Source organism: Duncaniella sp., assembly GCF_029054785.1.
Lineage (GTDB): Bacteria > Bacteroidota > Bacteroidia > Bacteroidales > Muribaculaceae > Duncaniella.
In genome coordinates, this window is the sequence record NZ_JAIDEN010000026.1 from 1 (window position 1) to 25,120 (window position 25,120).

16 protein-coding genes are annotated in these 25,120 nt (G+C 55.3%); 11 read left to right on the plus strand and 5 right to left on the minus strand.

Features of this window, described 5'->3' with window-relative positions; genetic code table 11:
• Positions 1-123 precede the first annotated feature (123 nt).
• Positions 124-2,238 (minus strand): glycoside hydrolase family 97 protein, encoded by a 2,115-nt coding sequence (locus K2H17_RS01335; protein ID WP_300130486.1) that lies wholly within the window; start codon positions 2,236-2,238, stop codon positions 124-126.
• Positions 2,239-2,723: 485 nt separating this feature from the next.
• The gene (locus K2H17_RS01340; RefSeq protein ID WP_300130488.1) at positions 2,724-3,275 is read right to left on the minus strand and encodes a DJ-1 family glyoxalase III; all 552 of its coding nucleotides are present in this window, start codon (positions 3,273-3,275) and stop codon (positions 2,724-2,726) included.
• A 193-nt stretch (positions 3,276-3,468) separates the two neighbouring features.
• On the opposite strand from K2H17_RS01340, the gene K2H17_RS01345 reads away from it, so the two are divergent.
• From K2H17_RS01345 to K2H17_RS01360, 4 genes are all read left to right on the plus strand, one after another.
• Positions 3,469-4,488 (plus strand): FAD:protein FMN transferase, encoded by a 1,020-nt coding sequence (locus tag K2H17_RS01345; RefSeq protein WP_300130490.1) that lies wholly within the window; start codon positions 3,469-3,471, stop codon positions 4,486-4,488.
• Positions 4,489-5,454: 966 nt separating this feature from the next.
• Positions 5,455-8,829 carry a SusC/RagA family TonB-linked outer membrane protein gene (locus tag K2H17_RS01350; RefSeq protein WP_300130492.1) on the plus strand — a complete coding sequence of 1,125 codons (3,375 nt, stop codon included), beginning with the start codon at positions 5,455-5,457 and terminating at the stop codon, positions 8,827-8,829.
• Positions 8,830-8,927: 98 nt separating this feature from the next.
• Positions 8,928-10,340 carry a RagB/SusD family nutrient uptake outer membrane protein gene (locus K2H17_RS01355; RefSeq protein ID WP_300130493.1) on the plus strand — a complete coding sequence of 471 codons (1,413 nt, stop codon included), beginning with the start codon at positions 8,928-8,930 and terminating at the stop codon, positions 10,338-10,340.
• Positions 10,341-10,419: 79 nt separating this feature from the next.
• Positions 10,420-12,396 (plus strand): protein-disulfide reductase DsbD family protein, encoded by a 1,977-nt coding sequence (locus tag K2H17_RS01360; RefSeq protein ID WP_300130495.1) that lies wholly within the window; start codon positions 10,420-10,422, stop codon positions 12,394-12,396.
• Positions 12,397-12,437: 41 nt separating this feature from the next.
• Here K2H17_RS01360 and K2H17_RS01365 read toward each other — a convergent pair whose 3' ends face one another.
• On the minus strand, positions 12,438-12,686 hold the full coding sequence (locus K2H17_RS01365; RefSeq protein ID WP_300130497.1) for a hypothetical protein: 249 nt from the start codon (positions 12,684-12,686) through the stop codon (positions 12,438-12,440).
• A gap of 216 nt (positions 12,687-12,902) precedes the next feature.
• Between K2H17_RS01365 and K2H17_RS01370 the strand changes: the two genes are divergently transcribed.
• From K2H17_RS01370 to K2H17_RS01385, 4 genes are all read left to right on the plus strand, one after another.
• Positions 12,903-14,999 carry a prolyl oligopeptidase family serine peptidase gene (locus K2H17_RS01370; protein WP_300130567.1) on the plus strand — a complete coding sequence of 699 codons (2,097 nt, stop codon included), beginning with the start codon at positions 12,903-12,905 and terminating at the stop codon, positions 14,997-14,999.
• Between the two features lie 142 nt (positions 15,000-15,141).
• Positions 15,142-16,074, plus strand: coding sequence for a hypothetical protein (locus K2H17_RS01375; protein ID WP_300130499.1), 933 nt, complete (start codon positions 15,142-15,144; stop codon positions 16,072-16,074).
• 86 nt (positions 16,075-16,160) lie between these two features.
• The gene (locus K2H17_RS01380) at positions 16,161-19,430 is read left to right on the plus strand and encodes a glycoside hydrolase N-terminal domain-containing protein (protein ID WP_300130501.1); all 3,270 of its coding nucleotides are present in this window, start codon (positions 16,161-16,163) and stop codon (positions 19,428-19,430) included.
• 88 nt (positions 19,431-19,518) lie between these two features.
• Positions 19,519-20,247, plus strand: coding sequence for an MBL fold metallo-hydrolase (locus tag K2H17_RS01385; RefSeq protein ID WP_300130503.1), 729 nt, complete (start codon positions 19,519-19,521; stop codon positions 20,245-20,247).
• 102 nt (positions 20,248-20,349) lie between these two features.
• Here the strand turns inward: K2H17_RS01385 and K2H17_RS01390 are convergent, their stop codons facing one another.
• Entirely contained in the window at positions 20,350-20,694 is a 345-nt protein-coding gene (locus tag K2H17_RS01390; protein WP_300130506.1) for a HigA family addiction module antitoxin, read from the minus strand.
• A 1-nt stretch (position 20,695) separates the two neighbouring features.
• The gene (locus tag K2H17_RS01395) at positions 20,696-21,013 is read right to left on the minus strand and encodes a type II toxin-antitoxin system RelE/ParE family toxin (protein WP_300130508.1); all 318 of its coding nucleotides are present in this window, start codon (positions 21,011-21,013) and stop codon (positions 20,696-20,698) included.
• A gap of 248 nt (positions 21,014-21,261) precedes the next feature.
• Here K2H17_RS01395 and K2H17_RS01400 point away from each other — a divergent pair, with 248 nt between their 5' ends.
• From K2H17_RS01400 to K2H17_RS01410, 3 genes are all read left to right on the plus strand, one after another.
• Positions 21,262-21,843, plus strand: coding sequence for a hypothetical protein (locus tag K2H17_RS01400; protein WP_300130511.1), 582 nt, complete (start codon positions 21,262-21,264; stop codon positions 21,841-21,843).
• Between the two features lie 104 nt (positions 21,844-21,947).
• Complete coding sequence (locus K2H17_RS01405; RefSeq protein WP_300130513.1) at positions 21,948-24,539, plus strand: YfhO family protein; 2,592 nt, start codon at positions 21,948-21,950, stop codon at positions 24,537-24,539.
• Complete coding sequence (locus K2H17_RS01410; protein ID WP_300130516.1) at positions 24,523-25,107, plus strand: hypothetical protein; 585 nt, start codon at positions 24,523-24,525, stop codon at positions 25,105-25,107. Before K2H17_RS01405 ends, K2H17_RS01410 begins: the two co-directional genes overlap by 17 nt.
• The last annotated feature ends 13 nt before the right edge of the window (positions 25,108-25,120 follow it).

Below are 25,120 nucleotides of genomic sequence, written 5' to 3' on the forward strand. Positions count from 1 at the left end.
TGCTCCTTTCTCATTTACAACAATTTATCTAAAAGATACACCACTCAGATTTTAACTCTTGTTTTTAAACAACCTCTCTTTTTTACCTTACTATACCATCTTATCATATCTATATCACTATATTCATTCAGGGAGGATTGAGATCGCGAAACCACCTCCGGCAGCCTCATAGACCTTGAGTCGGGTCTTCGGGCTGACGCTCTTTGTCTCGATGACATAGGACTGGGGATTTTTCCGGAAATGGGCGTCTTTTCCGTCACGATAGATGACGGCCTTGTATTTTCCCGCGGGGAGGAAGCTGAAGTCAACCACGGCTGTGCGAGGTTCGGCACCGTTTGTGCCGCCGACAAACCATTTGTCCTCACCTTTGGCTTTGCGGGCCACGGTCAGATATTCCATCGGCTCGGCTTCGAGATAGTAGCTCTTGTCCCAGTCGAGGGCAACGTCCTTGATGAACTGGAAGGCATCAATGAAGCGCTCGTAGGTCTCAGGGAAGTCAGCGGCCATCTGGAGCGGGCTGGACATGGTGACGTAGAGGGAGAGCTGGTTGGCAAGAGTCGTATTGACCCACGCGGTGTTCTTTTTGTTGTATTTGGTCATGTCGTTCTCGAAAAGACCCGGAGTATAGTCCATAGGACCTCCGACCAGACGGGTGAACGGCAGGATTGTGGTGTGGCTGGGCTTGTTGCCTCCGAAAGCGTGGTATTCGGATCCGCGGGCCGATTCGTTGCCGATCAGGTTGGGCCAGGTGCGGCAGAGGCCGGTCGGGCGGACTGCCTCGTGGGCGTTGACCATGATCTCATAGTCGGCGGCTTTGGTGACGGCATAGAGATAGTGGTTGACGAGCCACTGGCTGTAATGGTTGCTTCCGGCGGGAAGGATGTTGCCGACATAGCCGCTCTTGACAGCGTCATAGCCGTTGTCTTTCATAAACTTGTAGGCCTCGTCCATGCGGCGCTCGTAGTTGCGCACCGAGCTTGAGGTCTCATGGTGCATGATCATTTTGACACCCTTGGATTTCGCATAGTCGCGGATTCCGGGCAGATCGAAGTCGGGATAGGGAGTCACGAAGTCGAATACCTCATCCTTCATCTTGCCTGACCAGTCTTCCCAGCCGATGTTCCAGCCTTCGACAAGAACGGCGTCAAAACCGTGTTCGGCAGCGAAGTCGATGTAGTGTTTCACCTTTTCGGTGGTAGCGCCGTGAAGGCCGTGAGGCTTGGTCTTGGTGTAGTCGACCTTGTCGAGATGGATGTTGGGCAGGTCATAGGTATAGCTCCATCTGCTCTTGCGGTTGATCATTTCCCACCAGACACCGATATATTTGCAGGGCTTGATCCAGGATGTGTCCTCGATCTTGCACGGTTCGTTGAGATTGAGAGTGATGCGCGAGGCGAGGATGTCGCGCGCGTCGTCGCTGACAATGACCGTGCGCCAGGGAGTGGTACAGTCTGTCTGCATATAGGCTTTGTCACCTACGGCGTCAGGAGTGAGCATCGCCTTGAACACGAAGTTTTTGTCGTCAAGATCCAGGTGCATGCAGGGATAGTTGACCAGTGCGGCCTCATGGAGGTTGACATAGAGACCGTCGTCACTCCTGAGCATCAGGGCTGTCTGCACTGCGGTCTTGCCGGGACGGTCGGTCCAGTCATATTTCGGACCGCGGACACATTCGGCACTGTCGGCGATCGCTGACAGGCGGCTGCGGGTGTAGTTGAACTCCTGGGTGTCATAGTCAGCCGGAATCCAGTAGGCTTCCAGGTCTCCCGGCATGGCAAATTCTGTCAGCTCGTCGGTGATGACGAAGTAGCTCAGTTTTTTCTGCATCGGAAATTCGTAGCGGAAGCCCAGGCCGTCGTCGAAAAGGCGGAAACGGACCGACATCAGCCGATCGCTGTCTTTCTGCCTGAGGTTGACAAGCATTTCCTTATAGTTGTTGCGGATCTCAGCCTCTTCGCCCCAGACCGGACGCCAGGTTTCGTCATGTGAAAGAGTGTCGACAGATACCACCTCGAATTTATCCTTGAGATGTTTTCCTTTCTTTATCTCAAAACCAAGGCGGCTGGGTTTGATCACCTCACGTCCCTTGAAGTCGAGTTGATACTGCGGAACCCCTGAATGGTTAAGAGAAAAGTCCAGGGTCAGGTTGCCGTCGGGCGACTTGAGAGTCTGTCCGAGGATCGAGGCCGGAGTGGCTGCTATTGCAATTAATGCTGCAAGTTTCTTTAGTGTTCTCATTCTGGTAACGATTTAGAGGGCTTTTTAAACTCTTTGCTTATCCCTCGCCGCAAAATTACGAAAAGAAACATAATATCCAAAACAAAATTTCAAATTTCATCGTTTTAATTTCAAAACGAAATCAAAGCAACACATTCCTTTCGTTTTCCAAGCTAAGAGGGCGTTATGAAACACACTCTTAGACGTCAAAAAACATGCGCTTTCTGATGCAAGCGCCCTATACATCTATTATATATAGGTGTCACATCTGAAAGCGCATGTTTCATTTTCTGCAGCTGTCTGCCTCAGAGGGCGTTTGGCAGCACCGTCTTAGAGTCACTATTCAACGAATATTGCCAACCTAAGAGCCTAATTATCAGGGTAGGGATGCACCATGGTGCATCCGAAAACGAGGTTGATGAACCATAAAACCGGCGGATGCTCCGGGGAGCATCCTACTGCAACTTGCTTGCAATCAAGCTGTTTGAATCGCTGAATAGTTACTCTTAAAGCAGAATTCCTGCTGCGATCTGGTCGGCTTTTGCCTGGCCGTCGAGAGCCTCGATGATCGAAAGCGCAAAGGGGATGGCCGAAGAGGGGCCGTTGGCGGTGATCACATTGCGGTCAGCAACCACACGCTGTTTCTTGTAGTTGGCGCCGCCGGCGGCGAGAGCTTCCTCGAAACCGGGATAGCAAGTGGCGTCACAGCCGTCGACGATTCCCAGCGGGGCGAGCACCACGCCGGGTGCGGCACAGATCGCAGCGATTTTGCCTCCGCGTGAGTGCTGGGCGGAGAGGAGCTCGCAGACGCGGGCGTTGGCGGCCAGATTGGAAGATCCGGGCATGCCGCCGGGACATATATAGAGATCAGCCTCCTCCGGACAGTCGGCAAGCATGATGTCAGCGGCCACCTCAACTCCGTGGGCGCCTCTGACAGCTAAGGTCTCATTAATTGACACCATCTTGACGTCAACACCGGCGCGGCGCAGAAGATCGACAGTAGCAAGCGCTTCGATTTCCTCGAAACCGTCGGCTAAAAACAGATAAGTCTTTTTCATAATTCCTTGATATTATATTTTGATGATTATACTTTGCATTCTGTGTGAGAACAAACTCTTTATTCTGAGACCACAAGAAAATGATTTTGCAGATCGTTTGCGGCCAATGAATCAACACTTGATAAAGACAAATTTATTGATAATTTTTAGAAACTTTGTAATTTTGAAGAAAAATTACAATCTCGTCTTTCCAATGAATACGAATCTCCGTCATATACTTATCCCGCTGCTCATTCTGCCCCTCGTGCTGAACCTTGTCGGCTGCAAGGGGGCAGGTGGAAGCTACCGCTCGATCCAGGGCGGGGTGTGGAACACCACCTATAATATAAGCTACCGAGCCGACCGCGATCTGCGCGATTCGGTCATCGCCGTGATGCGACAGGTGGAACTTTCACTGTCACCCTTCTGCGACAGTTCGCTGATCTCACGCATCAACCGCGGCGAAGAGGTCAGAACCGACAGTCTGCTGCGACGCATTTTTTCAGCCTCACTCCGCGTCAACAGCCAGAGCGGCGGGGCCTTCGACCCGACTGTCGCACCCCTTGTCAACCTCTGGGGCTTCGGCTACCGAAATTCCGGAGTGGAACCCTCTCAGGAGATGATCGACAGCATCATGCCTCTGGTAGGGATTGCCGGCTGCCGGATTGACGACGAAGGACTGATAGTCAAAAAATCGCCACAGACCGAATTCAACTTCTCGGCCATCACCAAGGGCTATGGCTGCGATCTGGTCGGCGAAATGCTGCGCCGCAACGGCTGCGAAGACTATATGGTGGAGATCGGAGGCGAGATTGCACTCGCAGGAAAAAATCCGCGCGGAGAGAAGTGGCACATCATGGTTGACTCGCCGATCGAGAACGACACCGCTATTGTCCATGAGCGCATGACCGTCATCGAGCTTTCCGACGCCGGAATAGCGACTTCCGGCAACTACCGCAACTTCAAGACCACAGCCTCAGGCCGAATCTGGCACACAATCAGCCCCGTCAGCGGTCGCCCGGCCCACACCGACCTGCTCTCGGCCACGGTCATTGCCCCGAATGCCATGCTCGCCGACGCTTATGCCACCTCATGCATGGCCATGAACCGCGCGGAGGCCATCGCAATGCTTGAGAGCATCGATGGTGTCGAAGGTCTGCTTGTCACCCTCAACCCCGCCGACTCGACCTTCACAACCACCGCGACCAAGGGCTTTCCGGCGGGAAAACGCTGACCCGCTAAAGACAGAATGAACCGGAAAAACATCGGCAAACGCAATTTTCACGGGTTTTAACACTGTTAATTAACATTTGCAAATCCCCTGACAGAGGGCAATATCGCGCCATTTTTATGTTAAACAACATATTTTTATAGCATATTTCCAAAAAATAGTCCTAACTTTGCACCGTATTTAAGCGTATATAGTACAGAAGCACTTCTCAAGAGTGCATGAGATAAATTCGAAACGTCTATTTAATTTATATAAAGATTGTTTTTAGGTTCAATTAAATTTCTGCAACTATGACCAACATGCTTAAGGTACTCAGGGCTGATGTCAGCCACATCTTCCATGCGCTCGGATCGAGCAACAGTTTCCGCGTAACCGGCGACTGCACAATCCGCCGCAACGAAGAGGCTTGATAAAGACCCTGAAGCAGAGTTTCCAATGATGCGCGAAAAAAAGACGCAGCGCATCCGCATTCAATTAACCCATGTATGTTTAACTTTTAAAATGAACACATTATGAAAGTAACAAAAATGGTAAAAAAAGCCATCGAGTGGTATTGCGAATCAGCAGCCCTCATGTATCACCCCGACCACTACAACGATCGCCGCGAGATCTGGTAATCGAGGAATGATACAACCTCCCTCCGGGGGACATCGAACGCCTCAGTTAAAAAACCGACGTTCAGACCCGTCCCTATTTTTTTTAGTCAATTATCTGACAAGTTTTCAACATATTTAATCAAAAAGCAAACGCCGCGTATCCGAAATTGTCCGGATACGCGGTCTTTTTTTACATTTTTCAACCAAAAGCCTGTTTAAAATGGGCATTCTGCTATTAAATCTATTTAAGAATAAGGTAGTTTGTTGTTTTATAGCAATTTATTTGCTAATTTTGCGGACCGATCAAATTGTTAGGGAATTATACACATAATAGACATTACATCTATCTTCTGAAAACCAATCATCAAATTAAATGAGAAAAACATTTTTCAGTCTGATAGCGGCGTCCGTAGCGCTCTCTCCACTCTATGGTCATGCCCAAGGCTCAAGTGTGTCGACCGACACTAAAGGAGCCGCCAGAACAGTCAACACAACAGTCACCGGCACTGTCGTCGATGACAGCGGAGAGCCATTGCCCGGCGCAACTGTGATTCTCGACGGAACCCGACAGGGAACCTCGACCGACATCGACGGCAAATTCTCGCTCAACATCCACGGAGGCCAGAACTCCACTCTGACCGTCAGCTACATCGGCATGAAGCCTCAGACGATCAGCCTCTCCTCATACAACGGCAAGCCGCTCCATATCGCCCTTGAGCTCAACTCGGCAATGATGGACGAAGTCGTGGTGACCGGCTACCAGGAAATCAAGAAAGAAAAAATGACCGGCGCGACAACCACTCTCAGCGCCGAAAAACTCGACCAGCGCTACTCGGCCAACGTGCTCGACAACCTCGAAGGACGTGTGGCCGGTCTGTCGACCTACGGCGGCAAGCCGATCATCCGCGGCAGCGGCACCCTCAGAGGTGTGGCCTCGCCGCTGCTTGTCATTGACGGAGTACCCGTCGAAAGCACCCTCTCCGGATTCGAGCCCTTCAGCAACGACTCTCCGTCGAGCGACGCTGTGGCAGGAGCCATCGCCGACCTCAACCCCTATGACATCGAGAGCATCAACGTCCTGAAGGACGCGGCTGCAGCCGCCATCTACGGTGCGCGCGCAGCCAACGGCATCATCGTCATCACCACCAAAAACGCCCGCAAGAAAGGCAAGATCGACATCGACTTCTCGGCTAACCTCACCGTGTTCGAGAACCGCAACGTGGACTACGGAGACAACTTCTACATGAACGCCGCCCAGCAGGTCGAGGCCGAAAAGAAATATTATGAATATTACTTCTTCAACAACAACGGCGAAGTCGGTGATCCCATCAGCAACACCAGCACCCAGATCAATGCCGGCCACATGGGCGTCTCGCCTGTGAAATACGGCTACTATCAGCTCGCCACAGGCCAGATCTCACGCGACGAACTTGACAGCCGCCTCGAAGCTCTCAAGAAGAACAACTTCGCCCGCGACTATGCCGACGACGTCTACCGCCGTCAGATCGTGCAGCAGTACAACCTCGCCCTGCGCAGCAGTTCCGACAAGGCTCGCCACAGCGTGACCGTCAACTACAAGAATGACAACACCGGAATCATCAACCAGAGTTCCGACTATTACAACCTCAGCTACAAGGGCAGCTTCGACCTCGCCAAATGGGTCACCGCAACTGTCAGCTTCAACGGCATCTACAACAACCGCAAGGATGCCGGATCAGACATCACCGCAGGATTCACCAACATCTGGGCGCTTCCGGCCTACACCCCCTACTACAATGCCGACGGCTCACGCCGCACACAATACTACACCTACTCCGGCAACGAATACTGGGAAGGCAAGGGCATGGACGGATTCCATGACCTCGGCGTCATCATCCCCGACGAATTCCGCAACAACACCCGCACAACCAAGCGCAACCACATGCGCTATCATGCCGACCTGCTCTTCCGCGTAATCGACGGACTGACTCTGAACACCCAGTTCCTCTACGAGATGGAAAACCACAACGCCTCATGGCACGCCAACGAGAAGAGCCACGCGTCGCGCACCATCCGCAACGCCTACACTGTGATCAAAAACGGCGACATCTCCTACATGACCCCCAAAAGCGGCGGCATGCTCCAGACCGTCAACACCGAAGGCCGCTACTGGACCGCCCGCGCCCAGGCCAACTACTCGAAGCGCTTCTTTGACAAGCATGAGATCGCAGCCATCGCCGGTCTGGAATTCCGCGAGACAAAAGTCAACGGAACCAAATCGCTTGTGCTCGGCTATGACGAACAGCTCCAGAGCAGCGCCACCAACACCGTAGACTTCAACACTCTCCAGAACTTCCGCACCAACCCCAACTACATGCCCCTGATCGGCGGCTTCCCTGCTGCCGGTGCTGCCTGGTCATACATCGGCGACGGTCTCGGAATCGTTGTCGAGGAGCGTCACCGCTACGCCTCCGGCTATGCCAACGCCACATACACATACGATGACCGCTACAACGTCTTCGGCTCTTTCCGCAAGGACTATGCCGACGTCTACGGTCTTAACGACAAGTTCCGCGGCAAACCCCTCTGGTCAGTCGGTGCAGGCTGGAATGCCCACAACGAACAGTTCATGCATGACCTCACCTGGATCAGCTTCCTGAAATTCCGTTTGAGCTACGGCGCCACCGGCAACATCTACCAGGGTGCCACAAGCTATATGACAGCCGAGTCAACCGATATCAACGACTACACCGGCCTCCCGATCGGAACCATCGTCAGCCCGGCCAACCCCTATCTGCGCTGGGAGGAAAACCGCACCACCAACGTCGGTCTTGATTACAGCTTCCTCAACTACCGTCTGCGCGGTTCGTTTGACTTCTACAACAAGAACAGCCGCAACATCTTCCATGACCAGACACTCGACCCGACCACCGGTTTCACCTCGATGGTAGCCAACGTGGCCTCGATCCGCAACCACGGTGTCGAACTCAGCATCGCCTATGACTGGTTCGTACCCGGCAAGAAGAGCAAATTCGGCTGGACAACCGAGATGACCCTGAGCTACAACAAGAACGAAGTGACCGGCGTCGAAAGCAAATCAGCCTCAGCCGCCGCACTCGTGGCCGTTCCCTACCGCAAGGGCTATCCGGTCAACGCCCTCTGGTCCTACCGCTTCGCAGGCATCAGCGACGAACCCGGACGCCAGGGACAGACAATGTGGTACGACGAAAACGGCGATCCTCAGCGCTCTGTGTCAGGCCACACTGTCGACGTGCTCGAATTCTCAGGCCAGACCGACCCCAAGACCATCATCGGCTTCAACAACAACTTCCGCTGGAACGGCTTCAGCCTCAACATCCTCATGACCTATGCCGGCGGCCACATGATGCGTGCGCTCCCCCAGACAGAAGCCGGAGTGCTCATGCCCTACTCGGCCGTCAGCTCATACTTCGTCAACGCCTGGACACCTGAAAACCCGACCAACACCCCCGGTTTCGGCCAGTATGGAGCCGCCTCACCCTCAAGCGAGGCCTACTACTCCAACACCTCCATCCACCACGCCGACTTCATCAAGATCCGCAACATCGTGCTCGGCTACGACGTGCCCCAGACCTGGCTGCGCCGCTTCGGCATCAACAACCTTGCCCTCCGCTTCCAGCTTGACAACCCCAAGGCCATCTGGACCCGCAACAACATCGGTGTAGACCCCGAAACCCTCGGCCTGCGCAATCCGACATCCTACGTATTCGGTCTCAACATCAACCTCTAAGAATAAGTGATTCTTAAAAAATCAAACGTAATATGTTTTTTACAAAGTAGCTCCGAAAGCCTTTTTCAAGAGTTACTTAACATAGAATGACAATAATAATGAAAAAGACCATCATATCATTCCTCACCTTTGCCGGACTTATCAGCCTGAGCTCCTGCTCAGACTTCACCGACATCGACCCGAAGGGCACCAACCTGCTCAAGAGCGCCGAGGAACTCGAAATGCTCCTCAACATGGAGTATTCGTCAGTCTACTCCGACCAGATGTCATATCTGACCGGTGACCTCCTGCCCAACACCAACATCCCCTCGCTCATCAACCGTCCGCAGAAAGACATCAACGCCATCCTGCTGACCTGGGACGAGGCCGGACATGCAAAAGAGATGATCGAGCAGACCACCAGCGACGCCCACTACACCTCATTCTATAATATCATCGGTGCCGTCGCAAACCCGATCCTCACCAACATCGACAATGCCACCGGTGACCCGCTGCTCAAGCAGCAGGTCAAGGGAGAGGCCCTGGTACTCCGCGCCTTCTTCCACTACCTGCTTGTTCAGAAATTCGCCAAGGCCTATGATCCCTCATACGCCGCCGAGACTTCGGCCATCCCCTATCTGACCCAGTCGCAGAACATCCTGGCCACCATCCCGCAGCAGACTCTTGAATATGTCTACAACCACATCATCAAGGACCTCGACGACGCCATCAACCTCGGCGCGCTCCCCGAAAAGCCCGTCAACCACATGCGCGTCGGACTTCCTTTCGCCTATGCTGTAAAAGCCATGGCGCTCATGGCCATGCAGCGCTACGACGAAGCAGCCGAAGCAGCTGAAAGCGCGCTCGCCATCAATCCGACCGTACTTGACTACAACAACTGCCTCAATGCCCGCGGACTCATCAGCCGTCCCTTCATGGACTGCCAGGAAGACTTCTTCGTGTTCCGCTCGATCATCGATGTCAAAGGCATCCAGGCCGAGACAATGGCCCGCTTCGAGGACGGCCACATCTGCCGCGACAAAATCTCGACCTACAACGCCCTCACCGGTCAGGACATCGACTACGGCACCGTCCTCATCGGCATTCCCGCCACGATGACCGCAGAATTCAGCCCCAACTGGAACAATTTCGGTCTGAAGACTTCGCAGATGCTTCTGATTCTCGCCGAATGCGAGCTCCACAAAGGCAACGTCACTCCCGCGATGGGCTATATCGACCAGCTGCGCAAAAACCGCATCCTCGCTGAAAAATATGCGCCCCTGCAAGGTTCTGTCACCACTCTCGCCGACGCAATCGCTCACTACAAGCAGACAGCCCACGGCGAGAACATATACAGCTACTACAACTTCGTGGACCGCAAGCGCTGGACACGTCTGGACAATTTCAAGGAGACCTACACCCGCACCATCATGGACAAGACCTACACCCTCTCCCCTGAATCGGACATGTGGATCTTCCCCTTCCCCCAGAACGTGACCAACCTCAACCCCTCCATCAAACAGAATTATTAATGCGGGATCGGGGCTGAACCGTCGCATCGCAGTCTGCTGCGACAGGTTTTGCACCCGATGCCCGACACTCTGATCAGCAATGAAATCAAGAACACTGATTCTGACCCTTTGCCTTGCCGCCATCCTGATTCCGTTCAGGGTGGCTGCAAAGCATAATATATCGGTCCTCTACGTCGGCGGATCGCCTGACCGCGGCGTAGTGATGGGACTTTCAGCCGATTCGGCCAAGCTCGCAGCCTCCGCCAAGCAGCGCTCCGCCGACTTCACCCGCTTCCTCCGCTCGCGCTTCAAGAAAGTCAAGGCTATCGACGCAGCTGACTATCAGGCCGCGATGTCAGACGGCTATGACGTCACCGTTTTCGACGGCCATCCCAAACCCCACAGCGTCACCACTGATGCCAGAGGACGCCAGATCGCCAGAATGTTTCCTGAAGGCTTTGACCGCCCGACAATCAGCATAGCCGACGCAAGCGCCGCCATCAGACAGGGCACCGGCAACAAGAACGACTGGTATTGCCTCTGCCTCCAGAACAAGGCCATGCGCTGGAAAAAGGATCACCCGATTTTCAAAGGCCCCTACAAGGTCAACATCATCCCTGAGATCAACCCCACACCCGCAGGCGCCATCGAGACCGCCGAACTCTACGGCGACGAAGTGCCTGACTCTGTCGAGATGTGGACCGTACAGAAGCTGAACTACACCGACGACCCTGAAATCCGCGTCGGCCTCGTCTGCCGCCCCTGGGGCTACGAAGACTCGCCGGAAGCCGAAATCATTTCCGGAGGCGTGTCGTCGAAGAGCATCGATGCCGTGGCCATAGGCCGCCACGCCAACTTCTTCCACTGGGGATTCGGAGCCTCCCCTTCAGGTCTGACCGAAGCCGGACGCGCCGCCCTGGCCAACGCCATCGTCTACATGGCTGAACTCGGCCCCTGCCGCGTCATCGCCCGCAAGAACAATGACGAGATCGCCACACGCAGCAGCATCTCGCATGCCAAAGGCGAGATTGCCCGCTCGGCCTGGGACACCGAAAACAAGGCCCGGCTGAACTTCTATCTCAAGGTCGACAGCGGACAGCAGGCCGCCAAGGCGAAACTTGCCGCCGGCGAACCGCTGACCCTGGCTGACTCGGCTTACATTTCGATTCCGCCTCAGCGCCGTCCGCAGCCAACCCCCTACGCCGACTTCATCCGCCTGCGTGAACCGGATCTCTTCCACATTTTCGGTGACGACATCGAGGAGTATAACCGCTACTACGACCGCAACACCCCCTGGTTCCGCCCCGCCGCAGGTCAGATCCACCGTCTTGACATCGACGAGGATGTCCGCTCGCTCAGCATCGCCAACAATGACATCCGCCTGCTGGAAACCTGCATCGGCATGCTCGAACAGGGCGGAAGCGACGCAGCCAAGGCCTCGGCGATCCTCGAACGCTACACCCTCTGCCGCTTCTCCACTCCCGACGAATGGCGCCGGTGGTTCACAGCTAACCGCGACCGTCTGTTCTTCACCGAGTCCGGCGGATGGCTCTGGCTTGTCGACACCCAGGACAGCTCCGTCCCCGGCAACGACTACTCGGTTCTCTCAAAACCGGCCGAGCCCAAAGCAGCGGCCGAGCAAAAGCCGCGCCCCGGAACCGGCGCACCTCCTCAGACAGCCAAGTCCTCCGGCATGCCCGCCACCGACCGTGAGAATCCCGTTGCGTCCAAAGCCGAGCTGGTCATCAACCCCGACGGCACCCGCGACATCGTCATCACTCTCAGCATCCACCCCGGATTCCATCTCTATGCCAATGTCGACGAAGCCGACCCGTTTATTCCAACAGAGATCAAGCTCACACTCCCCGAAGGCGTGAAAGCCGAAGGCCCGATGAGCTATCCCTCGGTCACCCCGTCGAAAAACGCGACCACCTATTATAAAGGACTCTGCCGTTTCATCCAGCGCATCTCAGGCACCACCGACAGCGAAGCCATTTGCGAGCTGAACTATCAGAGCTGCGACAACTCCGTCTGTCTGCGCCCGGTCAGCACCACACTGAAAATAAATCTGAAATAAGGAAGGGAGTTGGAGATACGCCACTCAGGTTTCAACCCGTATCACCGCCCCCCTCCAAGGCAAAAAACAGTCCGATCCGTCATAAAAATCCGCCCGGTTATCATTTTTTGTAAGATAACCGGGCGGATTGCTTGGCAAATAGTCTGTTTAATAACAATAGTTAAAATCTGAGCGACGGTATTATCTTTTTTTCTTTTAATAATTTCATGTTTGAGAATTTTTAAAGTTACCAGAGCCTTGGTGTCTCTTTTGCTAAATTGTTGAAATTCGTCAGTCGCATAGCTCGCCATGCTCCTTTCTCATTTACAACAATTTATCTAAAAGATACTCCACTCAGATTTTAACTCTTGTTATGAAACACCCTCTAAAAATTGCTATCTCAGGTGTCAGATTTAAAATTAAATCGTAATTTTGCGGAGAGGCAACCCGATAAAGCCTCATTTTTAACCAAAATCATCACCCCCAAAAACACCATGTCAATCTCCCGAAATTTAGCTTACGCCACCATGACGACTTTGGCTTTAGGCTCATTGGCCGGATGTTCACATCAAAAACAGCTCGCCTATCCGGCGGCTCCGTCTGACAACACCGTTGACACGATCTTCGGAATGGTTGTCCCTGACCCCTACCGTCCGCTCGAAAACGACACCGCAGCCGAAACCCTCCGCTGGGTCGAGGCCGAAAACAAAGTGACGGAGGACTATCTTTCAAAAATCCCCTTCCGGTCAAAGATCAACGCCCGCCTGACCGAGCTTAACAACTACGTCAAGCGCGGAATGACACATCGGGAAAACGACGGCATGTTCTACTTCTTCGAGAACGACGGCCTGAAGAACCAGTCCGTGCTCTACCGCAAGCCCACTCTCGACAGCACCGAGCGCGAAGTATTCCTCGACCCCAACAAACTCAGCGATGACGGCACCGTGGCCCTGACCGGAGTCTTCCAGTCGAAAGACGGAAAATATACCGCCTACACCATCAGCCGCAGCGGTTCGGACTGGACCGAAATCTTCGTGATGGACACCAAGACAAAAGAACTCCTCCCCGACCACATCCTCTGGGGCAAGTTCACCGAAGCCTCCTGGGACGGCGACGGCTTCTATTACAGCGCCTACCCCACACCTGAAGAAGGCAAGGAATTCTCCAACGCCAACCAGAACCATCTTGTCTACTATCACAAGCTCGGCACTCCGCAGAGCGAGGACACCATCGCATTCAGCGACCCCGCACATCCTTTCCACTTCCACTCCGCCCAGGTTGCCGAATCGCAGCCCGTCACCTTCGTCCACATTGGCGGCGCAGGTGTAGGCAACGCCCTGAAAGTACGCAAGAACGGCGCTTGGGTCGACATGGCTCCCACTCAGGAATACTCAAACGACATCATCGATGTCATCGACAACAAGATCTATATCCTGACCTCCTACGGCGCACCCAAGAAACGCCTCATGACAGCCGATCTGGCCAACCCGTCGATCGAAAACTGGAAAGAGCTCGTCCCTGAGGCCGACGGAGTTCTCTCCGCCGCCCAGTTCTCCGGCGACAAACTCTTCCTCACCTACGAGAAGGACGCCGCAAACCAGGTTGCCATTTACGACATCAACGGCAAGAAGGAATCAGACATCAAACTCCCCGGCTACGGCACTGTCAGCGTCTACACCGAGCGCAAACACCCCGGCGAGGTATATTACAGCTTCTCGTCATTCACCGCTCCCGCCGCACAGTATGCCTACGACATGGCCACAGGCGAAAGCAAGCTCCTCTTCCAGGCCGAGATCAACGGCGTGGACCTCGGCGAATATGTCACCGAACAGGTCTTCTACCCCTCGGCTGACGGCACGAAAGTTCCCATGTTCCTCACCTACAAGAAAGGCCTCGAACGCAACGGCAAGAACCCCGTCTACCTCTACGGCTACGGCGGCTTCAACGTCTCTCTCACTCCCGGCTTCTCGGCCAACCGCATGGTGCTCCTTGAAAACGGTGTGATCTACGCCCAGGCCAACCTCCGCGGTGGTTCGGAATACGGCGAGGAATGGCATCAGGCCGGAACCAAGATGAACAAGCTCAACGTCTTCAACGACTTCATCGCCGCTGCCGAATATCTCGTCAAGGAAGGCTGGACCTCTCCTGACTATCTCACCATCGAAGGCGGCAGCAACGGCGGTCTGCTCGTCGGAGCCACTGTCAACATGCGCCCCGACCTCTTCAAAGTGGCAATTCCCCGCGTAGGCGTGATGGACATGATGCGCTACCATCTCTTCACAATCGGCTGGAACTGGGCCTCTGACTACGGCACCAGCGCCGACTCGCCCGAAATGGCAAAATATCTCCTCGACTACTCGCCGATCCACACCATCCGCAACGACGGCACCCCCTACCCGGCCATCCTCGTCACCACAGCCGACCATGACGACCGAGTAGTCCCCGCCCACTCGTTCAAATATGCCGCAACCCTCCAGGCCGCCGACACCGGTGACGCTCCCAAGCTCATCCGCATCGACTCCAAGGCCGGCCACGGCGCAGGCAAACCCATTGCCAAAGTGATCGATGAGTACACCGACATGTTCTCATTCATGTTCGAAAACCTTGGCATCGAGCCTAAATAACTCCATGTCCGAGAACATCGGCATCGAGCCTAAATAACCACATGTTCGAGAACATCGGCATCGAGCCTAAATAACCACATGTTCGAGAACCTTGGCATCGAGCCTAAATCCCCACCCTGAACAGATTCCCACTACCCTGCAAATGAAACCACTGACCCGGCTACCGCTTTTCATTGCCCTCTCACTGCTCTCGATCGCTCTTCACAGCTGCTTCACAGGAGTCGAATACACTCCGAAAGTCTCCGAGCGCGATGTGAGGCGTGAAAACATCACTTCCACTCCTGAGGACACCTTTCTGGCCAACGTGGCCGACAGTCCCCTCAGGGAGTGGAAGCCGGGGAAAAGGTTTTTCGTTACCGACAACAAGATCAGGCTCATATTCGGGGCCACGGCCTCGCCCTACGATTCGCTCGGCGGCAAGGTGATCAGCTTTGTCGACGCCCGCGAGGCTCCCTCGATCGTAGGCACCTCGGTGACCGACCTGACATTCGCCGCGGACGACGGTCGCCGCTTCGTCTACCGCATCAACCGCCCGCTCTCAGCCGTGATGAACCAGGAGAGTCTCAACGTACCCTTCACCATTCAGGAAAGCCTCGTCAATCAGGCCGATTCGCTGATGCGCGGCAAAAAATTCTATGTCATGACCCGCACCTGGCGCGACGACTCAGACAACTCCGTCAGCGGACGCCAGTTTGTCGAAGTCAACATCGACTCCGTCACCCACGGCAACGACATCTACCCGATAAAAGTCTCATTCACCGACCTCCTGGGCACCTCGGCACGCATCTTCCTCCATCCCGGACCGCGCGGCCACACCCCACGCTCATTTCCCGCACTCTTCTCCTTCACCGATCCACGTCTAAGATATCCATCTGTCACCGATGCCGTCTGGGAAAACATCATCAACGGTCGTGTCGCAATTGACATGACGCGTGAAGAATGCCGCCTTGCCCTCGGAATGCCCCGCGAAGTAGACCGCGGTGCCGACAATTCCTTCCTCCGCGAAGTCTGGCTCTACGAAAACGGCATCTATCTCGTCTTCGAAGACGGACTTCTGAAACGCTACCGCCGCTGATCCCCGCCCCGCGCTCCCTCATCTCTACCCTCCTACAACCTACCGCAAAACAAATCTACAATGCCTTAATCATCCAATTCCACATCATGTTTCTACGCTCCTACCTCTTTACATTCCTCACATTTCTATTATCGCTCACATCTCTTTCGGCCTCCGCCCAGGAAGATGTCATTATTGTAAAAGTTGCCTCTGACTGGCAGTCTACACCGGTTGAAACCGCTCGCCTATATCCGATCGGCAACAATCAATATGTCGGGACTATAACTGATGCTCTTCTGATCATTTTAGAGTATAATAATGTTTACTTTCGTGCAGATAAAAACCTGTGGGGGACATCTCCGATTGGATCAAAGATCACCTTGCAAAAAGATTCATGGGGATATATCCAACTTAAACCTGAAGGTAACAGATATAAACTCCGCGCTACTCTTTCCTCCGATAAAAACTCAATTGATCTTGAATTTCTCGCCCCAGATCCCCCAAAACCTATAACCGCGACTATCAATTCGGTAAAAACAACTCTTGTTGACGACGTCGCCAATGTTTCTACAACTTATACTGTTGACAAACCTCTGAACACCTCTAAAAAAGCTGTCTCCGTCGGCGCTCTCTCCTTCGAAGGGACCACTTACGGTGTAGCCTCGCAGCCGTCATTCTCCGAATCAGCCAGCTCACAGACCCAAACTCTGAAACTCGTATCGGGAAGCACCTCCGGTTTCACACTCTCGGCCAAAGGCTACTACATGCTTTCGGTCCGCACCGTCGATGGCACACCCGCAGAGCTCATCATCCGCAAACTCGCCGCTGATGAAGAACCGAACACCCCGCTTTCTGCAACCTTCCCCGAAGCCATGCTCGGCTGCACCAATTCCGCGTCATACATTCCTGACGAAGCGCTGACCCTCTGGACAAACGAAGAGGGTTATGGCAAAAATCCCGTCGACGTAGGCAATTACGGAGCCAATTACAGCAACGTTTTCCTCCTTGGCAACGGACGTCTCGGCATGGCTACCGGATGCGACCAGTCGGAAGGCATACTCATAAACGAGAAAACCAACTACGACTCCAACCCCGACCCCGACCACAAATATGTAAACACCGGCACCTACTGCCCGATCGGCGCTCTCAAGATCACCCGTGGCGGCGAAAGCCCGGCCTACGGCGGCACCTTCCTGCGCCAGCTCGACCTGACAACAGCCGTTGCCTCGGCCATGAACCGCTGGACAGCAAACGGAAAAGAAAAAATCTACACCCGCGAATATCTTGTCAGCCGCGCCAATGACGTCGGAGTGCTCCACTTCACTACCAACGGCGAGGTCAAGCTCAACTACTCTTTCGAGTCAAGCATAGCCGGCAGCGGCGCCGACGGCCTCGTCTCTGCAACCTCCGGCAACACCTCCAACTGTCAGATCCGTTTCAACCTCACCTTCAAGGTGATTCAGAAAGGCGGCTCGCTTACCACCTCAGGCAGCACCGTAAGCGTTACCGATGCCGATGAAATCACCGTGGTCTTCGGCGTAGGCACCAACTACGACATCGACTCTCCGACCTTCTATTCAGGCGAATCAGACGAGCAGCTCGCCGCCCGCGTCCGCTCGACAGTCGAAAACGCCGCCACCCTCGGATGGCAGACCCTCTATGACAACCACATCGCCGAATACAGCCCCCTCTTCAACTCGGCCCGCTTCGAACTGGCAGACGCAACCAACAATCAGCCGACCTCACTGCTCAAACAGCATTACGAAGGCGCTTTCACAGCCACAGCCGCTGACTCCGACGACCAGACCCGCATGGTCGACATGCTTCTCTTCGCTATGGGCCGCTATCTGAACCTCGCCTCCTCCCGCGGCGATCTCGCCCTGCCGAGCAATCTCCAGGGCATCTGGGCCAACCAGAATCCGCAATGGAACTGCGACTTCCACGCCAACATCAACCTCCAGATGAACTACTGGGCCGCTGAAAACACCAACATCTCCGCCGCCCACATCCCCTTCCTCACCTATCTCAAGAAGATGGCGGCCACTCAGTGGCGCGGCTACGCCGACAGACTCGTCCCCGGTACCGGCGGCTGGACCCACCACTTCGCCACCAACACCTTCGGGGCATCAGGCACCTTCATCGGCGAATACACCGAAGCCGCCGCCTGGAACTGCACCCACATCTGGCAACACTATCTCTACACCCAGGACCGTCAGTTCCTCGCCGACTACTTCGACACCCTCTACGGCGCCGCCCGCTTCTACTTCGGCTACCTCCGTGACACCGACGGCGACGGCCGACTCGAAATCCCCAACAACTACTCGCCCGAACTCTCCGGCGGATCATCCGTAGCCGTCCACGCCCAGCAGCTCGTCTACCAGCACCTGTGCAACACCCGCGACGCAGCCCTCATCCTCGGCAAGAGCGAAGAGGCAGCCAAATGCCAGTCATACATTGACCGCATGTACAACGGTATTGACATCCTCGACGGCGAACAGTGTGAATGGAAAGGCGCGCTCACATCCGAACCGACCCACCGTCACCTCTCACACCTGATGTGTCTCTACCCCCTCGCCCAGGTATCGCCCTACGACTCCGACCGCACCAACTTCAACGGCGCCTACTCGGCCCTGCTCAAACGCGCCGATGCCGACGGCGGAGAAGATGCCGCCTGGAACACAGCCTGGAAAATGTGCTGCTATGCCCGTTCGCTCCAGGGCGACCTCGCCCTGCGTCAGCTCGCCTTCGGCATGGAACATCGCATCACACCTGACCTCCGCACCTCCTGCAAACACACCTTCCAGATCGAAGGCGGCGCAGGCATCTCGGCTGCCATCGGCGAAATGCTGCTGCAAAGCTACTCCGGAATCATCGACATCCTCCCCGCCCTCCCCTCCACCTGGCCCTCAGGCTCAGTCAAGGGCCTCAAAGCCGAAGGTAACTTCGAGACCGACATCATCTGGGAAGACGGCGAAATCAGCGAAATCCGCATCTCCGACGGACTCAACTCTGCCATCCGCGAAGGTGGTGTCAGACTCCGCCTCCATGCAGCCAATGTCCCCAACAACGACATCAGCGGCATCTACATCAACGGAAAACCGCTTCAGAACAGGGCCAACGCCTTCAGCTATGAGCCGGAGACCGAAAGCTACATCATCACCGTCCCCGCAGGCACCCCCAACAAAGCCCCGATCACCTTCGGCCCATCGGCTACAACCGGAATAGACAGCCCTGAGATCAGCTCCCCGGCAGACTCCGACGCCCCCGTCCGTCTCTTCGACCTCCAGGGACGCCCCGTCTGCGGAGATCCCGCTCCCGGCATCTACATCCGCCGTCAGGGCAACTCTGTCAGCAAAATCCTCGTCAGCGGCCTTTGAAGGCCGCTGAACACGGCGGGGCCCCGTGGCGTTATATTTGCAGTAAACCCCGGCCAACAGAGCTTGGCCAACAAATCATCCAAACAACATGATTACTGTAACATATCTCGACCACAGCGGCTTCGCCCTGACAACCCCTGAAGCCGTGATGATCTTTGACTACTACAAAGATCCCGACAAAAAACTTGAAAAAGTACTCCGCGACTCGCCTGAAAAGCCCGTTCTCTTCTTCGTCTCCCACCACCATCCCGACCACTTCAACACCTCGATCTTCGAACTGGCCCAGGACCGCCGACGCACCTACATACTCGCCAACGACATCTTCTCGAAACTCGTCCCCAAGACCGGACTGTCGGTAGCCTGGATGTCGGCAGGCGACGTCATCGACCGCATTCCCGGAATCACCCAGGTCAAAGCCTACGGCTCGACCGACACCGGAGTAAGTTTTGCCGTAACCCTCCCTGACGGAAGTGTGGTCTTCCACGCCGGTGACCTCAACGACTGGCACTGGAGCGAAGAATCGACCCAGCGCGAAGTGGCCGAAGCCGAAAGCCGCTTCAACACCATCGTCAACCGCATCGCCCAGGAGATTCCTGAGATCAAGATCGCCATGTTTCCCGTCGACGCCCGCATGGGAGCCGACTTCGCCAAAGGAGCCGGAATCTTCCTGTCGAAAGTCAAGGTCGGCAACTTCTTCCCCATGCACTTCTGGGGCGAGCCGCAGAAAGCCTGCGACTTCAACGCCTACGTCCCCGCAGGTCTCCCCACCCGCTGCTACTGCCTCGACCGCCCCGGCATGAACGTCGAGATCAGATAAAAGCCTACTCGCTTTTTGCCATCTTGCAAAATACAGAAATTCCCGAAGGCCGCCCTTTCCGGCAGTCCTTCGGGAATTTTTTTAATTTGTAAAATTTCAATCCTATAACGCAGCCGCGATATTACGGATCGCCGAAAGCCGCTTCATCAGAGAGACATCAGACTTTGCCACCTGCATGTTATAGTCACTCTGAAGTTTCAGCAACAAATCGGCCGGAATATTCAAGGCGGCCTCTATAAGAAGCGCTATTTCTGTATTGACTCCTCGCTTACCCTTGATTATCTCATTGACCAATGACGGACTCACACCTATACTTTCAGCAAGTTTGGCCTGAGTCATGTGTATGGCTTCCAGCTCGTCCTTTATAAGTTCTCCTGGATGAGTCGGTTCAAACGGAGTAAGATTATTGGCAATCATATCCGGCTCTTTACCTAACAGACTAATCATATCAGTTATAATGATTTGAAAGTTCCACAATATTACAAATAGTCAGAATCGGCTCTTCGATGGTTTCACGCAGTGTAAATTCTATGCGGTATCGGTCATTCACCCTGATAGAAAACCGTCCGGCCCTGTCACCTTTCAAAGCCTCGAAATTCAAGGAATTGATACGAAAAAGATCCTCTTTGCGCGATGCCCATTTCAGATAGTCAATTCCGCGTTTATAGCGTTTGACCACATCGGCAGCGTAACGATGTTTCTTATCGCCACATTTCCCCTTCGTATAGAGGTCTCGCAGATATTCTTCTTCAAATTCGACTATCATATTATTATACAGCACAAATATACGAAAAGTTTTCCGATCTTCACAAATTTGTGAAGATTTTTTTCAAAAACCAGCCCTCTATCCCAATGCTCCCAACGCTCCCAGCTCTCCCAATGCTCTCCAAATTCTCCCAAAACTCCCGATTTCCCTTCAAAATGTTCTTTACAAAAGACAATTCTTCAAAATTGCCGCTTGTAAAGAACATTTTTTGTAACTTTGTGCTCTTAAGCCAAAAACACTCGAAAAAAATGAGAAACCTGATATCCATCCTGTTCATCATGGCCGCCTGCGCCGCCACGTTCAGTTCCTGCGGAGGCAAGAAGACCTCCGAAGTCCCCGCAGCCACTGCCGAAACCGTAGAAGGGCAGAAATCTCAGCTCGCTGAGGCCCTCTCCACCGGCAATCTGCGCCAGGCCTCGGCTATGGCCGACAGCATGTCGCTCTTCGTCGACGATTTCACACCCGAACAGACCGTCCAGGTCCTCAGCGCCTTTGTTAAGGTCCACTCCGACGCAGAAGCCAAACGCGAATACCGCCGCGATCTCGAAACCATCAGAAAATATGTCGACGTCTATGACATAGCTCTCAGCGTCAACCCCAAAGACACCCGTGCGGCCTTCGCCAAAGCCCGCAGTCAGAATCCTGCACTTGATTTTGACTCCATTGCCCGCGCATTCCGCGAAAAACTCTCCAACTATGACTCCATGCAGGACGGTTCTCTCGCCGGACAGCGCAGCGAGACGCCTGACACAGCAGCCGCCAAGGCCGACACCGTCGCGCGCCCCGAACCGAAAAAAGAAATCCCCCTCGAACACCGTCCCGCCGAATAAACAGGCTCAGAGGTTGTTAAAAGACAACCTCTTAAGACAATCTCCATAAACAGAATAAGAGGTTGTTTAAAAACCTCTAAATCCTCCACCCAGATACATCTCACATGCAGTCATTCATCAGCCGCTATAAATCGCTCTTCACATTTCTTGCCGGTCTCATCGTCATTGCCGGCATAGCATTCGCATTCTTCTACCCCGATGCCGCCGAAGGCAACCAGCTCAGGCAGCACGACATGCAGCAGGGTGCCGCAATCGGCCAGGAAGCCAAAGCCTTCACCGAAGCCACAGGCGAAGTCTCCCGCTGGACCAACTCGCTCTTCTCCGGAATGCCAAACTTCCAGATCTCCCCGTCCTACCCCTCAGGACGCCTCTTCAGCTGGATCGGATCTGTCATGAGCCTCGGACTCCCCTCCCCCTCGTCGCTGATAGCCATGATGATGGTCGGATTCTTCATCCTCCTGCTGGTCATGAAGATGCGCTGGTATGTGGCCCTTTTAGGCGCAATCGCCTACGGCTTCTCATCCTACTTCATAATCATCATCGGGGCAGGCCACATCTGGAAATTCGTCACCCTTGCCTACATTCCCCCGACAATCGCCGGCATAATCCTCTGCTACCGCGGACGCTATCTTGCCGGAGGCGCCATGGCGGCCCTCTTCGCCATGATGCAGATCGCATCGAACCACGTGCAGATGACCTACTACTTCCTCTTCGTCATCATCGGCATCGTCATAGCCACACTCGTCACCGCCCTCCGCTCCGGAACCATGCGCCGCTGGGGCATTGCCACCGGAGTGCTCGCCGTTGCCGCCGGACTTGCCGTCACCGCCAACTCACCGAGCCTCTACCTGACCTACGAGTACTCCAAAGAGACAATGCGCGGACGCCACAGCGAACTGACCCAGCCCTCGGCTGACCCCTCGAACTCAACCGGAGGTCTTGACAAAGACTACATCACCCAATACAGCTACCAGCCCTCCGAAACCTTCTCGCTCCTGATCCCCAACATCAAGGGCGGAGCCTCGGCCAAGCCCGAAAAGGGCCGCATGACCCCGATGGGCCTCTCGGATCTCCCCGACGCAAAGAAAATGGTGGCCGAAGGTAAGATCGACTCCATGCAGGAACAGTATCTGAGCTATATGAGCCAGTATTTCGGCGACCCTGAAGGCACCAACGGCCCCGTCTATGTCGGCGCCCTCATCTTCGCCCTCTTCCTTCTGGGCTGCGTCATTGTGCGCGGACCGATGAAATGGGCGCTCCTGATCCTGACCGTCTTCTCCATAGTGCTCGCCTGGGGCCGCCACGCCATGATCTTCACCGACATCATGCTCTCGATCGTCCCGATGTATTCCAAATTCCGCACCGTAGAGAGCATCCTCGTCATCGCCGAATTCACCATGCCGCTGCTCGCCGCGATGGCCTTGCAGCAGCTTGTCACCGACCGCGACAGGCTCGGAACCTACCGCCGCCCGATCATCTGGTGTTTCGGAGTGACACTTGCCATCTGCGCCATAGCCTTCATAGCTCCCTCGATGTTCGGAAGCATCATCACCGACAATGACCGCTATATCGACAACCTGATCACCTCACAGCTGACCCAGCAGGGCTACGACAGCGCGACCGCCCGCCAGTTCAGCCTCCAGAACCCGGCCATCTACTCGGCAGTCGAAAGCCTCCGCCACGGACTCATCGCCACAGACGCCATACGCTCCTTTGTCATAACCGCCCTCGGCTTCGTGATGATCATGCTCTACATGCGCCGCAAAATCTCCGCGACAGTCACAATGGCCGCCATCGGAGTCATCATCCTCGGCGACCTCTACACCGTCAACAAACGCTATCTCAGCCATGAGAGCTTCGTCCCGCGCCAGCTTACAGTAGGCGCACCGATAGCCATGACCGAGGCCGACAGGGTCATCCTCCAGGACACTTCGATGAACTACCGCGTCATGGACATTCCCCGCTTTTACAGCGCCGACCCCTCCTATTACCACAAGATGATCGGAGGCTACCACGCCGCCAAGCTCACCCGCTATCAGGACCTCATTGACCGCCATCTGGCCAACTTCACCACCGGCACCGAGAATGACGCCGACTGGAACGTCATCAACATGCTCAACGCCCGCTACATCGTCGACATGCAGGGACAGCCTCTGCGCAACCCCGAAGCCCTCGGCAACGCCTGGTTCGTGGACCGCGTCAGCTATGTCAGCGACCCCGACCGGGAAATGGCGGCCCTCTCGGCCATCGACCCGGCCACAACTGCCGTTGCCGACAAGAAATTCGAGGCCGCCCTGGGCGCTTCGTCTCCCAAGACTCCCGGCGACACCATCATCGAGACATCCTATGCCCCCAACCGCCTGACCTACACCGCCAGCACCGCCCGCGGAGGCGTGGCCGTCTTCTCGGAAGTCTACTTCCCCTGGGGATGGAAAGCCACTGTCGACGGCAAGGAAGTCCCCGTCAGCCGCGTCAACTACGTGTTGCGAGCCATGCCGATCCCGGCCGGAAAACATGAAATCGTCATGACCTTCGACCCGCAGTCGCTCCACACAACCGACACCGCCGCCACAGTCGCAGTCATCCTGATCTATCTCGCAGCCATCGGTGCTATCGTCATGGCCGTCCGCGGCAAGCGCCGTGACGCCGACACCGCCAACGGTCACGAATCCAAAACCGATGCCGCTCAGAGCTAAACTCCATCAGGCACTCCGCAAAGCCTGGCGCCCTCTGGGGCGTGCACGCCGCAGCCGTGGCTTCGGTGTGCACTCGCCGTTTGCCTTCCGCTTCATCACCTTCGTGCTCCGCGACCGCAGCAGCATCTACTATTCCACAGCCCGCATACGCCCCCTGGCCTCCGGGCGCAGCCATCGGAACAGGCTCAACCGCCTGTTCCGCATCGTCTGTGACCGCCATCCCCTCGCGCTGATCCTCCCCGACGACTTTCCGGAAGCGGAACGCAGGACCCTGCTCATGGCCGACTCACGCCTGAGCCCGCTCACCCCCGCCGAGGCCGAAAGCGCCCCGCTCCCCTCCGGACGGCTGATGCTATGCCTCCACAGACTGTCGGAAGAACACCTCCCGACAGCCCGCCGCGTTCTCTCGACCGAAGACTCGACGCTCGTCATCCTTGACATCCGCCCGGCGCAGCTCTCGGCCCTGAAAGAAAATCTCGACCACCTGATGACATTCACCAACGGACGCTCGGCAATCATCGTCAGCCGCCATGACCTGCCCCTCCAGACTTTCGAAATAAACATCTGATCCAAGCCACCCA

Bases quoted from the DNA above. Each gene is read 5' to 3' on its own strand.
- K2H17_RS01335 (WP_300130486.1), bottom strand. From the start codon at position 2,238: ATGAGAACACTAAAGAAACTTGCAGCATTAATTGCAATAGCAGCCACT.
- K2H17_RS01340 (WP_300130488.1), bottom strand. From the start codon at position 3,275: ATGAAAAAGACTTATCTGTTTTTAGCCGACGGTTTCGAGGAAATCGAA.
- K2H17_RS01345 (WP_300130490.1), top strand. From the start codon at position 3,469: ATGAATACGAATCTCCGTCATATACTTATCCCGCTGCTCATTCTGCCC.
- K2H17_RS01350 (WP_300130492.1), top strand. From the start codon at position 5,455: ATGAGAAAAACATTTTTCAGTCTGATAGCGGCGTCCGTAGCGCTCTCT.
- K2H17_RS01355 (WP_300130493.1), top strand. From the start codon at position 8,928: ATGAAAAAGACCATCATATCATTCCTCACCTTTGCCGGACTTATCAGC.
- K2H17_RS01360 (WP_300130495.1), top strand. From the start codon at position 10,420: ATGAAATCAAGAACACTGATTCTGACCCTTTGCCTTGCCGCCATCCTG.
- K2H17_RS01365 (WP_300130497.1), bottom strand. From the start codon at position 12,686: ATGGCGAGCTATGCGACTGACGAATTTCAACAATTTAGCAAAAGAGAC.
- K2H17_RS01370 (WP_300130567.1), top strand. From the start codon at position 12,903: ATGACGACTTTGGCTTTAGGCTCATTGGCCGGATGTTCACATCAAAAA.
- K2H17_RS01375 (WP_300130499.1), top strand. From the start codon at position 15,142: ATGAAACCACTGACCCGGCTACCGCTTTTCATTGCCCTCTCACTGCTC.
- K2H17_RS01380 (WP_300130501.1), top strand. From the start codon at position 16,161: ATGTTTCTACGCTCCTACCTCTTTACATTCCTCACATTTCTATTATCG.
- K2H17_RS01385 (WP_300130503.1), top strand. From the start codon at position 19,519: ATGATTACTGTAACATATCTCGACCACAGCGGCTTCGCCCTGACAACC.
- K2H17_RS01390 (WP_300130506.1), bottom strand. From the start codon at position 20,694: ATGATTAGTCTGTTAGGTAAAGAGCCGGATATGATTGCCAATAATCTT.
- K2H17_RS01395 (WP_300130508.1), bottom strand. From the start codon at position 21,013: ATGATAGTCGAATTTGAAGAAGAATATCTGCGAGACCTCTATACGAAG.
- K2H17_RS01400 (WP_300130511.1), top strand. From the start codon at position 21,262: ATGAGAAACCTGATATCCATCCTGTTCATCATGGCCGCCTGCGCCGCC.
- K2H17_RS01405 (WP_300130513.1), top strand. From the start codon at position 21,948: ATGCAGTCATTCATCAGCCGCTATAAATCGCTCTTCACATTTCTTGCC.
- K2H17_RS01410 (WP_300130516.1), top strand. From the start codon at position 24,523: ATGCCGCTCAGAGCTAAACTCCATCAGGCACTCCGCAAAGCCTGGCGC.